The organism is Sulfurimonas iocasae (genome assembly GCF_047716755.1).
Classification (GTDB): Bacteria; Campylobacterota; Campylobacteria; order Campylobacterales; family Sulfurimonadaceae; genus Sulfurimonas.
Genome location: NZ_CP180409.1, coordinates 2,406,235 through 2,419,263 on the forward strand (window position 1 = coordinate 2,406,235; position 13,029 = coordinate 2,419,263).

A 13,029-nucleotide genomic window follows, 5' to 3' on the forward strand; every position below is an offset into this window, starting at 1 on the left:
GTCTCCTTTTGGATTAAATATATGTGAACGGGTTCTTTGATGATGAAATTATAGCTTCTAAACCTAAATTTTTCAAATGACGGTGTAAAATTTGTGCAAAAAAGTGTTCACTTTCAAAATGTCCTATGTCAATTAGCGAAAGTTTTATGCTTTTAGCCTCCATGGCATCGTGGTATTTGACATCTCCAGTTAAAAAACAATCCGCATTTATAGATTTCAATAAAGAGCATCCAGAACCTGTTGTTAAAGCCACTCTTTTTACACGATTTGAACTTTTTACGCATCTTGCATGAGGAAGTCCAAATGCTAAAGAGACTTTTTTTGCAAATGTATCAAAATCTTCATCGACATCCAAATAAGCAACAAATCCATCTTTTTGTGCGATTTTATAACCCAAAACTTCAGTAGCAACAAATTCATTTAAATGTGTTTGGTCAAAATTAGTGTGCATTGCAATATTAGAAATATTTTTTTTTATCATTTTTTGAATAAGATTTGCAGGATACTTACTAAATTCCAACTGCTTTAATCCACCAAAAATAATAGGGTGATGAGTTATCAGAAGTGTATCATTATCCATAGATTCAATTAAAGATTCATCAACATCAATACTAAGCACTATCTTTTTAACTTCTTGGTTAAAATCACCAAGTAAAAGACCTGAATTATCCCAAGATTCTTGCAGTTCAAATGGTGAGAGTTCATTCAAGAATTTATATATTTCAGAAATTTTCATTTTAAAGTTTCTCCAGTTCCTCTTTAGCTTCACTAAAATCTGGATTTATCTCTAATGCCTTTTGGTACATATTTTTTGCTTCCTCTGGATGTTTCATATCTACTAATAGATTTCCAAAATTATAATAAGTTATTGGGTTTGAGTTATCTATCTCTAAAGATGCATGTAGATGCATCTTTGCCGATGTAAACTCACCATTTGCTCGGTATATAGATGCCATAGAGTTATGAATATACTCATTATCTTCATCTATCTCTACTGCTTGTTTATAATATTTAAGTGCCTCATCATTATCATTTGTTTGTTGTAAGATATAAGCAATTTTAAATAAAATATCTGAGTTTTGCGGGTCTTTGGCATCTGCTTCACTAAGTAATGCTAATGCTTTTTGAAAATCTTTTTCTTCAAAGGCTACATCTGCTTTTTCTACCAAGGCTTCTGGGTCAAACGGGGAGAAAGCTTCTGCTCTTTTATCTTCACTTTGATCTAAATCCTCTCTTTGGGGTTGTGGATCTTGAAGTGTTTTAATGTGCTCAAAAATTTTAAATGCAAAAAAAGCCGAAGCTCCAAGCATCAATAGTTGAAAAACTGTCATGTTTTATGTCCCTTTATTTTATTTTACAGCACCGGAAGTAATTCCGTTACCTACGCTAACGCTTTGTTTCCTTCAGCAGGAGGCTCAAAGCACTAGTGCTTTTATAGAATCTAAAATAATTTTCTATTTAGTAACTCTATTAACTGAAGTGGATCAACCTGTTCTCCACCTACTCTTGCACTAAAATGTAAATGTGGCCCAGTAACTCTGCCGCTGTCACCGGATAATCCTATAATATCAGCTTTCTTTATCTTTTGTCCATTTTTGACACTAAAATCACTCATATGATAATAACAAGTATAGATGCCATGACCATGATCTAAGATAACCGTACCTCCGGAGTAAAATCTATCTTTAACCAACACAACTACCCCATCATTACTAGCATGTATCGATGTGCCAATTTTCGCTCTATAATCAGTCCCACTATGATAACCGTTTAATGTATTATTGTAAACTCTTGCTTTTCCAAATGAGCTTGTTATTTTACTATCCATTGGAGCTATAAACTTTGATGACACTTGACTTTTAGATGTAGATGTAGAGTAAATCTTCATAGCCTCAGCATATTCTTTTGCTATTCTTTTCTTAACTTCTTTACTTTTGGGATTCACTTTTGATTTTTGAACTTGAATCTTCTCTTTTTTGTACTTTCCATCTTCTACACGTAAGAAAATTATCTTACTTTTTTGTTTGCCTTTTTCTGTATAAAAAACCTCAACTTTTTTATCACTTGGTTTTTCATAGTAACTTACAGGAATTAAGACATAGCTTTTCTTAGAATCTAGAGGATGTTGATATATCTTATGTATTTTTTTACCTAACACAACTTTTTTATACTCTATGTTTTGCTCTTTTTCAAACTCTATGATTGTAGTCTTACCATTTGCAATAGTTGAATCAGATATATCTATATTAAAAGCAAAAATAGTTGAGATAATAGTTGCTAAAGCTATAAAGAACTTCATTAGTAGTCTTTCATCGCTCTAGCGATATCACGCTTCATATCTTTTTGTTTTAAATCTTGTCGCTTATCATGAAGCTGTTTTCCTTTTGCTATTGCAATTTGGATTTTAATAAGATTTCTGCCGTTGAAGTAAAGTTGTAGAGGTACTATTGTATAACCGTCTAGATCAACAGCTTTTTTCATTTTTATCAGCTGCTTTTTATGTAAGAGAAGCTTTCTACTGCCTCTCTCTTCGTGTGTATAGTAGTGATGAGTTGTTTCAAGTCTTCCAATATGAGCATTAAATAAAAATGCTTCACCTTGCACAAAACGAATAAAACTATCTTTTAAGTTTACTCTATTTGCTCGTATACCCTTGACTTCACTACCCTGAAGAACCAATCCTGCTTCAAATTTCTCTTCTAAGAAATAATCAAAATAGGCTTTTTTATTTTTAGCTACTGTTTCGCCCATAATTAACTTTCCTTTTCGACTATATAGTCTAAACTTTTTTTATTATTTTACCATGGATTAATTAAGATTTGGATTTTTAGAATTGATTTGATGATGTTTTAGAAGGTTTTAACGCTTTAAAAACTATTTAAACATCCCTTTTAAAAAGAGATGTTTAATTGTTTTAGTTTTCGTCACGTACAATATTGTGACAACGGAAACAAGCATGTTCGATGTAAGTATAAGCTCTTTGAGACTCTTCTCTACGAAGTTTACCGGATTGGTTGTATTTGTTCTCAACAGCATCTAAAATTATTTGAACATTGTGTGCAATAATTTGCGCACTCATTACTGCTTCGTTTGATTTATGCTTTTTATTTTCTGGAAGCATCTGCTCAAACTTTTCTTTATTTCCTAGTAATTCATTTGCATGTTTTGCAAATCGTTCAATCGAATTTTTTACACCCTCTTTATCACTAGATATAAAACTTTGCTGAACATCTCTTAAATCTGCATTTAAAAGCAACATATTAGACCTAAGATCATATGCCGATACAGAAGTAAAAGATAGTGTCAGTGCAACCACACTCATTAACAATACTTTTTTCATCACGTCTCCACCTATTAAGATTAGACTTTGTAATATCCCTCGATAATTATTGTATCATATTTTTTTATACTTTAGCTATTAAATACTATTTTATATTAACAAAATGATAGATATTTACTTAACTAATCTGAAAAAACTACTCCCACTGCCACTAAAATAATATCCCTGTTTATAGTAATTTTTTAATTCACTATACTCTTGCAAAGCAGGCTTGAAAAGGTCATTTGCTTCGTCTGCGCTCATAGACTCTAAAACATCTAATGAAGTTTTCTTTTTTAACTCATCTGTCTTAAATCCATCTATGGGTGCGTAGAAGTTTTCTCTATAACTAATATAGACATTTGGTGTACTTATCTCTATTTTCGGAGTAAAGACTTCAAAGTCTAAAAGAGGCTCTTTAAACTCTTCGACTATCTCTCCTATACCGCTAACATTTGCACTGTCAAATCCATATATAAAAAATGGAACATCCGCACCGACTGTTAAACCTATCTTGGCTAGTTCATTTTGACTAAGTCCAAGGTCTAAAACTTCATTACACATCTTTAAGTAGGTAGCTGCATCACTACTTCCACCACCAAGTCCAGCAAAAGCAGGTATATACTTTTTAACTTCTACGGCATACGTTTGCATAAGCTTATCCAAAGACTCTGAGTTTATGGAATCTCTTAGCGCTATATAAGCTTTGTATATAGTATTTTGTTTAGTCTCACAAGAAAATTCTCCAATAATCTCAAAACCATCTTTTGTTTTTTTGCTAAAAGAGAGCTCATCATAAAGAGAATCAACTCTCATAAACCTAGAAATAATCTCATGATAGTTATCTCTGATGCCTGTTATTTTTAAAAACACATTTACCTTAGCGTAAGCTCTGTAAATTTTCATATTTATCTCTATTTTTTAATAATCTTGCTTAGTTGGCTCAAGTCATCTTGACTATACTCTTTTGAAGCTGCAATATTTAAATCTTTTACATCTTCTAAAAGTTCATTTCTAACAATAGAAACATCTTTTGGAGCATCTATACCTAGTTTAACTACACCCTTATCGATAGATATAATTTTTATATTTATATTATCCCCGATAACAATTGATTCATCTAATTTTCTAGCTAATACTAACATGTATATATCCTGCCTAGTTCATATTTCACAGTTTGATTTTCTATATTTATAACAGAAATATTATCGCCATTATCTAACCAATAATAGCCATCTTTTTGTATCTCTAAATCTTCTAAAGCAAGAACTCTTCCATATTTGAGATTATCCATCTCACCAAGATAAAAATTTTCAGCAATATTAAGAGATTTTTTAATATCTAGAGATTTTTCCCCATCAAATCTAAACTGACCTTCACTTAATCTCTCTAAAGCACTTAGACTTCCATGTTCTAATCCAAGTCTATGAGCTATAATGCGACCTAGGGAACGAATATATGTACCCTCAGATACTGTTGCTTCAAAGGTAACAAATGGATGACAGTAACTTATTAGATTTGTTTCATAGATACTAGAGTTTATTTTATTAAGCGAAAACTCTTTACCTGCACGTGCTAAATCATAAGCTCTTTGACCATTTATACGCTTAGCACTAAAGATAGGCGGTTCATACTCTAACTCACCCTCTAGTGACTTCACTGCATCTTTTATCTTTTTTAAACTAAACTCTTCTAGCATCTCTACATTTTTTATCATCTCACTATCAAGAGAGTCAGATGCAGCACCCAGCCAGAGAGTTGCTCTATAAGTTTTAGGAGTTTTGTTTAAAAAACGAAATAGTTTTGTATGAGAACCAAAACCTATCAGTAAAACACCCTTTGCAAAAGGATCAAGTGTTCCTGAGAAACCAGCTTTTTTATCATTATATTTTCTTTTTAATTGTGATAAAAAAAAATTTGAACTAATCCCTGTAGGTTTATATGCTACAAAGAGTCTATTCATAGGCGCTCAACAAAGGATGCAAGAATATCTCTTTTAGTACCTGCAAAGTTAATGTTTAGTTTGAACTCTCGCCCACTTTTACTAATTCCTGTAACTCTACCTGTTCCGAAAATTTTGTGGCGAACTAAGTCGCCTTTTTTAAAGGCTGTATTTTTTTCTACTTTTAGCGAACCTTCACAAAGTCCTGCTTCGTTAAAAAATCTACTTTTTTGTAAATCACTTCTGCGTCCTTTGTAAAATCTACTTCCAGCATGAGAAAGAGTAAGAGTCTCTTTTGCTCTTGTAAAAGAGACATAACCAAGACGTCTCTCTTCCTCTAAATCACTTCCATCACCTACAAGCGGTAAGAAGCCCTCTTCTAGTCCTATAATAAAGATATGTTCAAACTCAAGACCTTTAGAAGCGTGAATACTCATCATGTAGATACTCTCCCCTTCAACCTGATCTTGTTCACTTTGAAGTGTAAGTTCATTTAAAAACTCATCTAATCCAGACTCAGGAGATTTTTTTACAAAATCACGAAAGAGCCCATAGAACTCATCCATATTTAAAACTCTATCTGCTTCATCTTGCATCCCTGCATAGATATCTTTTAAATGGAAAGTATCTTCTAAAACATCTACAAACTCATAAGTAGATTCACTTGCTACTTTTGAAACATTTTCTATATTTTTTATAAATGTTTTTAAAGTCTTAGCGTTTTTCTTTCTTACAAGTACTTCTAAGTCCGCTAAAGAAGTTTTCTTAATATACTCATATATAGAGCTCTCATTTGCATGAGCTGCAAGCTCAATCTTCTCAATGCTGGCCTTTCCTAAACCTCTTTTTGGTTTGTTGACTACTCTTTTAAATGAGAAATCATCATGGAAATTTGTTATAATTCTAATATAACTGATTAAATCTTTTATCTCTGCTCTATCATAAAATCTAAGTCCACCTACAAGTTTGTAAGCAATACCGGTACGATTTAAACCCTCTTCTATAGAACGACTCAAAACATTAACACGGTATAAAATTGCTATGTCATTTGCTTGGACCCCTGAGTCTAAAAGTTTTCTAATTTTTTGTGCTATTTTTCTTGACTCTTCATTTTCATCGTGAGAATTTAAAATAGTCACATCTTCTCCCGATCCACGAGTAGCAATAAGTTTTTTACCCAAACGAGAACGATTATGCTCTATAAGTGCATTTGCAACTTTTAAGATTGGCTCTTTTGAACGATAGTTATTTTCTAATTTAAAAGTAGAAGTACCTTTAAAATCTTGATCAAACTCCATAATATTTCTAATGTGCGCTCCACGCCAACCATAGATGCTCTGGTCATCATCACCAACAACACATAGATTGCTATGAGAAGAACATAGCTTTTGTAGAAGTTTTAACTGCAACTCATTTGTATCTTGATACTCATCAATCATAATATACTGATACTTTTGAGATGTTTTTTCTGCAAGTTCCGGATTTTCATCTAGAAGCTTATAAGTTAAAGCTATAAGATCATCAAAGTCCACTAAATTATTCTCTCTTAGATATGCTTCATACTCTTCATATACTTTTGCAATTTGCTGATAATTAAAAAGTTCAGCTTGCTTGTATGCATCATCAGGAGTCAATAGTGAGTTTTTATATCTTGAGATTTCACTAGCTATTAGTGGTGTAGGAATTTCAGTATTTATTCTTTTAATAATACGTTTTTTATCATCTGTATCAATTACAACAAAATTGTTTTGTCTATTTAGAAGATGAATATTGAACTTTAAAAATAATAGACCAAACTTATGGAAGGTACAAAGAAGTGGTGGATAAGAGACATTTTCAATCATATCAAGAGCACGTTCGCGCATCTCTTTTGCTGCTTTATTTGTAAAAGTAAGAGTTAAAGTATTAGATGCCGGAATACCAAGAACTTCAATAAGATATGCTAGACGAGAGACTATAGTAGTTGTCTTTCCGCTTCCAGCTCCAGCTAAAATAAGAACCGGCCCTTCTGATTGTTTTACAGCCAGACTCTGTGATTCATTTAGTTTTTCAAATATTTTTTCCATCGTTTACCAATAATCTTTGTTTATGTAAGTTTATTATAACCAAATAGTTATAAATTATACAAAACTATTGCAATAATTATAATATTGAGTTATAATTTTAAATATTCATTTAACTTATAGGAATTATTATGCTAAAAGATTTTGCCAAATTACAGACTTTTTTAATGGTCATAAAAGAAAAAAGTTTTTCAAAGGCATCCGCGAAGTTGGGTATTTCACAACCAGCTGTTACCCAACAGATTAAATTTATCGAAGATTATCTTGATACAAGAATTGTTGAGAGAAAGAAGAATGGTATATTGCTTACAAAAGAGGGTGAAGATCTTTATAGGATTGCTGTTAAACTTGATAAAGCAATATCAAGCAGTGAAAAAGAACTTATTAAAATAATTAACAAAGAATTCACATTTGTTATGGGTAGTTCAAACGCTATTGGCAACTATATTCTTCCTAATTATCTTGGTGAAATAAAACAAAGAATAGGTAATGAAATTTACATGCATGTTGGCTTATCTTCAGATATTATAGATCAACTTGAAGAAAAGAAAATAGATGTAGCTCTTATTGAATCTCCTGTATTTAGAGATGGCATCATCTATAGAGAATGGGTTCAGGATGAACTAGTACCTTTCTCAAACCAACCCATTAAAAAACAACTATCAGCAGAAGATTTGCTTGACTTTGACTGGATTTGTCGTAATGAAGATTCACACACAAGAAAATTAACTTCTGAAGTATTTGAAGAGATGGGTGTTCAATGTGAAAGTTTTAGTGTACTTGCTGTTCTAGCTTCTCCAACAGCTATAAAAGAATCAATTCTTAATGCCGACAAAAATGCAGAGAGACCTTTAGTATCTATTATGTCTCGTCATGTTATACAGTCTGAACTAAATTCTGGTAGACTTTTCGAAGCTAGACTTAAAAACTATAAGATAGAAAGAAGTTTTTATATAGCTTACTCAAAAGAGAGAAAGCACGACGCATTTGTTGATAATGTTGTTAACTACTTACTATCTCTCAATAAAATATAAACTATTTCTTATCTTTTACAAACCTGGAATTTTCTGGGTTTGAAAGAAAAGAAGCCATTGAATTTTTTTCACCTTTTTTATCTGATACTTTGGTAGGTACATCTTCTGGCTGGTAAATTGCAAGATTTATCATAACAGGTGTTTCATCTACTATTATTTGCATAATACTAACAAGTGGTACATGAACTAAACTACCAAAATTTTCAGTTCCAAAACCAGCTTCAAAGACCAGATTATTATCTTGTATATGAGCTGTTTCAAATGTATACCCTGCTAAAAAGAAAAGTGTTAAAGGGCGAAACTCCGATACTATGTCTTCTGGCAAACTTGGCTCAAATAGAGCGTCTTCTATTTTACAAAGAATTCCAAAATTTTGTTCTTTTTGGAAAAAATGAATTATTAACTCCTGTATATGCTTTTGCATCATCTGAGTAAATTCTTTGTTGTTTATAACACTATCTAACAAGTCGTATCCTTTAAATTATATTGTGTAATTATATCAAAATCTATCATCGCATTCATTAGTGCTACTTTTGAATAGTTTTTTACATCTTTTACATCTATATCTTTTTCTATAATTTTTCCATCATCTAGAAGTCTAGCTCTTGTTGTTCCTTCTAAAAGTGGTTTTTTTGGTGTATACCATAAGCTGTCCTTATAAAAAGCAATATTTGCCATGCTTGTATCAGTGACTAAAGAATTTTTAACAATCAAGATCTCATCGCAATCTTCTCTTTTTTCAAAGAGATTATTCAGTTCATCTCTATTAGTAAATTTCTTAGAGTAATCAATTTTATCATCATATACTAACTTTATAGATTTAATTACTCTTTTTTCATACTTGTGATAGCTTACTTTTATGTTTTGTTTATCGTAGGTTAATCTGCATCTATATAGTCCAGACAAAGGAGGGTTTAAATAGTCTTGTAGATTTTTAAAGTCCCTAATTCCGAGTGACTTTAAAACACTCTCATATCGTCTTTGATGGTATAAGAGGTTAAATATCTCACCATTAAAAGATTTAATGGTTTCCAAATAGGTATTACTCACTAAATAGTTCTGTGCTTAAATATCTCTCCCCAGTGTCACAAAGAATAGTTAGAAGTGTTTTGCCTTTAAACTCTTCTCTAGATGCTACTGCCATTGTGGCATAAACATTTGCTCCGGCTGAGATACCAACAAGCAGTCCTTCCTCTTTTGCTAACATTTTAGCAGTTGCTATGGCATCTTCATTGCTTACTTGTATAACTTCACTATAGATTGCAGTATCCAATATGCCAGGTATAAATCCGGCACCAATACCTTGAATCTTATGAGGGCCTGGCTTTCCACCTGAAAGTACAGCAGAAGCCTCAGGTTCAACAGCGATAACTGTAATATTTGGAATCTTCTCTTTTAATACTCTAGAAGTACCTGTCAGTGTTCCACCTGTCCCAACAGCAGCCACAAATACATCTAAAATAGCATCAGTATCTCTTAATATTTCTTGGGCAGTAGTAATCATATGTATCTCAGGATTTGACTCATTTTCAAACTGTTGCAAGATGATACTACCCTCTATTTCGCTTTGTAGCTCCTCAGCTTTAGAAATTGCTCCGTTCATTCCTTTAGCTGCAGGAGTTAAAACAAGCTCGGCACCGAGAGCTTTTAGCAAGTTTCTTCTTTCAATACTCATAGACTCAGGCATAGTCAAAATTAGTTTTAGATTTTGTGCGGCACAGTTAGCAGCCAGTGCTATACCCGTATTTCCACTTGTTGGTTCTATAATAGTTGTAGAGCTTGTTATTTTACCTGCTTCTTGTGCTCTTCTAATCATATTAAAACCTATTCTATCTTTTACCGAACTAGTAGGATTCATAAACTCACACTTACCTAGGATTGTAGTTCCTGTAAGTTTTGATGGCGTATTTAGCTTCACTAATGGTGTATTGCCTATTAAATCTGTTATATTGTTAGCGATGTTCATAAAAATCCTCTATAAATTAATCAAATTGATTTTACACTAAAAAGATTATTTACACCTAAAGTTTTTAGACTACTGAAGTTACTATCATCTAAAGCAACAACAAGGTCAAACTCTTGATAATATTTTTTCCAAAGCTTTTTAATAATAAAATAAATGTATCGTAATTTTATAAAGAGGTAATTATGTCTATATATGTAAGTGATGGCAAAAAACTAGTGGATGTTGAGTATGATGATATTCCTGATGTAAATGATATAGTTGACGGGATGAGAGTCTTATCTACAGACAAAAGAGCAGAAGATGAAAATGCAATGTTCTTGCTAGAGCCAAATGGAAATGTAAGCTGTTATGTTTTTGATGAAATTTTTATAGTCGGAAAAGTTACCGGGTTTGAAAATCTTGTAGATGCTGTTAAAGCTTGGAATAACAACGAGATATAAAGTTATTCACGAACTAATAACTTTGTAATAGCTTGCGCATTTTGTGGTCTATGGTAAAGGTAACCTTGGGCTTCTATACATTCGTTTTCTTGTAGAAACTGAGCTTGTTCATAGGTCTCAACGCCCTCTGCAATAACACTTCTTTTTAAACTCTTAGATATAGCAATAATGGCGCGTGTCAGCTCCATATCATCACTATCTTCAGGAATATCTCGTACAAATGACTGATCAATCTTTATCTTATCTATTGGAAGACGTTTTAAATAAGAAAGAGAAGAGTGTCCTGTTCCAAAATCATCAACAGCAAGACTAACACCTATCTCTTTTAAATTTTCAAGCTTTGCTATTGTCTGTTGTGGGTTTTTCATAATCTGACTCTCTGTGACTTCAAACATCAAAAGCTTTGGTGGCATATTTGTTAAAGACATAACTCTTTTCACCTCGTCAATAAAACCTTCATGATTTAACTGAACCATAGAGAGATTCAATGATAGTATTCCAGGATTTAATCCATCTTCTTTCCACTTCATAAACTGCTCTAGTGCACTATTCATCACCCATCTATCAATTTCTACTATGATTCCTGTTTCTTCGGCCAAAGGTATAAATTTATCAGGAGGTACGAAGCCCATCTCGGGGTGGTGCCATCTGATTAAAGCTTCCATGCCAATAATATCTTCTGAACCCATATCAACTTGAGGCTGGTAATATACTTCAAATTCTTCATTTTTGAGAGCTTGTCTAAGCTGTGTCTCTAATGTAATTCTCCCATAAGCCTTGTCTGTCATCTCATCAATATAAAACTGATATGTATTACGTCCATCATCTTTGGCTTTATACATTGCTGCATCTGCATTTTTAAGTAACTTATCAGGAGTCTCCCCGTTTAGCGGATATATTGCGATACCAATACTACATGTTATAAAGAATTTATGATTTTTAATCGTAAAAGGTTCTTTAAAAGTTTGCATTATTTTTTGTGCAATATTTACAATAGCATCTGTATTTTTTATATGATCTAATAAAATAGTAAACTCATCTCCACCTAATCTAGCGATAGAATCACTTGCACGTAAATGAGCTTTTACCTCTGTGCTTACAATCTTTAAAAGCTCATCCCCAAAATCATGACCAAAGGAATCATTTACCTCTTTAAAGCGATCTAAATCCATAAAAAGAACAGCTATTTTATCTTTTTTTCTTTTTGCTACTTTTATTGCTTGGTGCAATCTATCCATAAAAAGAACTCTATTTGGCAGACTAGTCAGAGCGTCATGTTCTACTTGATACTGAAGTTGTAAAGTACGTTCATCAAAAGCCTTAGCTAGTTTTTCAACTTCATCATCACTACCAAGTGGACTACAAAGAATATCTTTGTCATCTGCAGAAGCCTTTACTCGTCTGTATAATTCTAGTATTGGCTGCGTAATATTATTAGCTGTCATTGTAGAGGTGAAAATACTTATAATTATAAATAGCAGCCCTATAATAACCAATTTTACAATAGCTTCATTTATTGGCGCTCTGTATATATTTTGGGGTAATCCTATTTCTAAAGCAATACCCAAATCTTTGAAAGTTCGCATCTTATCGTCTGCATAATGTACAACAGAACGATACTCTAATTTAGGGTCATAGTTATTAGAAAAGATAATCTCTTCACCTCTTACTAGTTTCATATATAAAGTTTTGGTAAGTGGAAGATTTTCTCTTGCTATACTAGCCATATCAAATACAACTATTGCAGCTCCTTGTGTCGTTGAATAGTATTCTATTGGACTGATTACAACAATTCGTTTATCACTCTTTTGAATATATACAGTAACTTGATTCAGAGCCAGTGCTGTGCGTAAATTTTTGGATTTGTTATAAAGTGGTGTATTTGTTTGTGTTTGAAATATAGGTCTTCCATCATAATCTACAACATCTAAAGATGTAACATCTTTTCCTTCCATAAAATTCTCTACTAAAGGCGTTAGATACTTTTTTCTTCCAATAGTGTCCGTAAGTGCATTAACCATTAACTCATTTTTTGTTAGTAAAACAGTATTTTCCACCAAATAACGAATACGCTGTTCAATCTTCTCATGAATATTTTTTGCTTTACTTGATAGAAGTGCTTGAGTTTGCTCACTTAAGTGTTTATTTACTATGAATAGCATCGTTATTATTATTAGAACAGATACAATAACTACCTGAGAGGTAACTTGAATAACTACTTTGTTTCTAATACTTTGCTTTTTAAAGAAATCCATTATCATAATA

General features: G+C 32.2%; 15 protein-coding genes. 2 read left to right on the forward strand and 13 right to left on the reverse strand.

What is annotated here, in order from left to right:
* Positions 1–13 precede the first annotated feature (13 nt).
* The 9 genes from ACLHDE_RS12200 to ACLHDE_RS12240 form a co-directional block, all read right to left on the reverse strand.
* Positions 14–736 carry a Nif3-like dinuclear metal center hexameric protein gene (locus tag ACLHDE_RS12200; protein ID WP_415396687.1) on the reverse strand — a complete coding sequence of 241 codons (723 nt, stop codon included), beginning with the start codon at positions 734–736 and terminating at the stop codon, positions 14–16.
* 1 nt (position 737) lies between these two features.
* The gene (locus ACLHDE_RS12205) at positions 738–1,331 is read right to left on the reverse strand and encodes a tetratricopeptide repeat protein (protein WP_415396688.1); all 594 of its coding nucleotides are present in this window, start codon (positions 1,329–1,331) and stop codon (positions 738–740) included.
* 110 nt (positions 1,332–1,441) lie between these two features.
* Complete coding sequence (locus ACLHDE_RS12210; protein ID WP_415396689.1) at positions 1,442–2,299, reverse strand: M23 family metallopeptidase; 858 nt, start codon at positions 2,297–2,299, stop codon at positions 1,442–1,444.
* A complete protein-coding gene (gene smpB / locus ACLHDE_RS12215; RefSeq protein ID WP_415396690.1) occupies positions 2,299–2,751 on the reverse strand; it encodes an SsrA-binding protein SmpB in 453 nt (150 codons plus the stop codon). The genes ACLHDE_RS12210 and smpB overlap by 1 nt, the downstream gene beginning before the upstream one ends.
* A 163-nt stretch (positions 2,752–2,914) precedes the next feature.
* Positions 2,915–3,340, reverse strand: coding sequence for a hypothetical protein (locus tag ACLHDE_RS12220; protein WP_415396691.1), 426 nt, complete (start codon positions 3,338–3,340; stop codon positions 2,915–2,917).
* Positions 3,341–3,454: 114 nt separating this feature from the next.
* Positions 3,455–4,225: a 4-(cytidine 5'-diphospho)-2-C-methyl-D-erythritol kinase gene (locus ACLHDE_RS12225; RefSeq protein WP_415396692.1), complete on the reverse strand. Its 771-nt coding sequence runs from the start codon at positions 4,223–4,225 to the stop codon at positions 3,455–3,457.
* 8 nt (positions 4,226–4,233) lie between these two features.
* Positions 4,234–4,464 (reverse strand): carbon storage regulator CsrA, encoded by a 231-nt coding sequence (csrA, locus tag ACLHDE_RS12230; RefSeq protein ID WP_415396693.1) that lies wholly within the window; start codon positions 4,462–4,464, stop codon positions 4,234–4,236.
* Complete coding sequence (gene truB / locus ACLHDE_RS12235; protein WP_415396694.1) at positions 4,458–5,282, reverse strand: tRNA pseudouridine(55) synthase TruB; 825 nt, start codon at positions 5,280–5,282, stop codon at positions 4,458–4,460. The genes csrA and truB overlap by 7 nt, the downstream gene beginning before the upstream one ends.
* Positions 5,279–7,327, reverse strand: coding sequence for an ATP-dependent helicase (locus ACLHDE_RS12240; protein WP_415396695.1), 2,049 nt, complete (start codon positions 7,325–7,327; stop codon positions 5,279–5,281). The genes truB and ACLHDE_RS12240 overlap by 4 nt, the downstream gene beginning before the upstream one ends.
* A gap of 128 nt (positions 7,328–7,455) precedes the next feature.
* On the opposite strand from ACLHDE_RS12240, the gene ACLHDE_RS12245 reads away from it, so the two are divergent.
* On the forward strand, positions 7,456–8,358 hold the full coding sequence (locus ACLHDE_RS12245) for a LysR family transcriptional regulator (protein WP_415396696.1): 903 nt from the start codon (positions 7,456–7,458) through the stop codon (positions 8,356–8,358).
* Between the two features lies 1 nt (position 8,359).
* Here the strand turns inward: ACLHDE_RS12245 and ACLHDE_RS12250 are convergent, their stop codons facing one another.
* Genes ACLHDE_RS12250 through cysK form a run of 3 tightly spaced genes read right to left on the reverse strand, consistent with a single transcriptional unit; the run spans position 8,360 to position 10,324 of the window.
* On the reverse strand, positions 8,360–8,824 hold the full coding sequence (locus tag ACLHDE_RS12250) for a hypothetical protein (RefSeq protein WP_415396697.1): 465 nt from the start codon (positions 8,822–8,824) through the stop codon (positions 8,360–8,362).
* The gene (locus ACLHDE_RS12255; RefSeq protein WP_415396698.1) at positions 8,818–9,393 is read right to left on the reverse strand and encodes an aminotransferase class IV family protein; all 576 of its coding nucleotides are present in this window, start codon (positions 9,391–9,393) and stop codon (positions 8,818–8,820) included. The genes ACLHDE_RS12250 and ACLHDE_RS12255 overlap by 7 nt, the downstream gene beginning before the upstream one ends.
* 7 nt (positions 9,394–9,400) lie before the next feature.
* A complete protein-coding gene (gene cysK, locus ACLHDE_RS12260; protein WP_415396699.1) occupies positions 9,401–10,324 on the reverse strand; it encodes a cysteine synthase A in 924 nt (307 codons plus the stop codon).
* A 182-nt stretch (positions 10,325–10,506) separates the two neighbouring features.
* On the opposite strand from cysK, the gene ACLHDE_RS12265 reads away from it, so the two are divergent.
* A complete protein-coding gene (locus ACLHDE_RS12265; RefSeq protein ID WP_415396700.1) occupies positions 10,507–10,764 on the forward strand; it encodes a hypothetical protein in 258 nt (85 codons plus the stop codon).
* A gap of 2 nt (positions 10,765–10,766) precedes the next feature.
* Here ACLHDE_RS12265 and ACLHDE_RS12270 read toward each other — a convergent pair whose 3' ends face one another.
* Positions 10,767–13,025 carry a putative bifunctional diguanylate cyclase/phosphodiesterase gene (locus ACLHDE_RS12270; protein ID WP_415396702.1) on the reverse strand — a complete coding sequence of 753 codons (2,259 nt, stop codon included), beginning with the start codon at positions 13,023–13,025 and terminating at the stop codon, positions 10,767–10,769.
* Positions 13,026–13,029 lie beyond the last annotated feature (4 nt).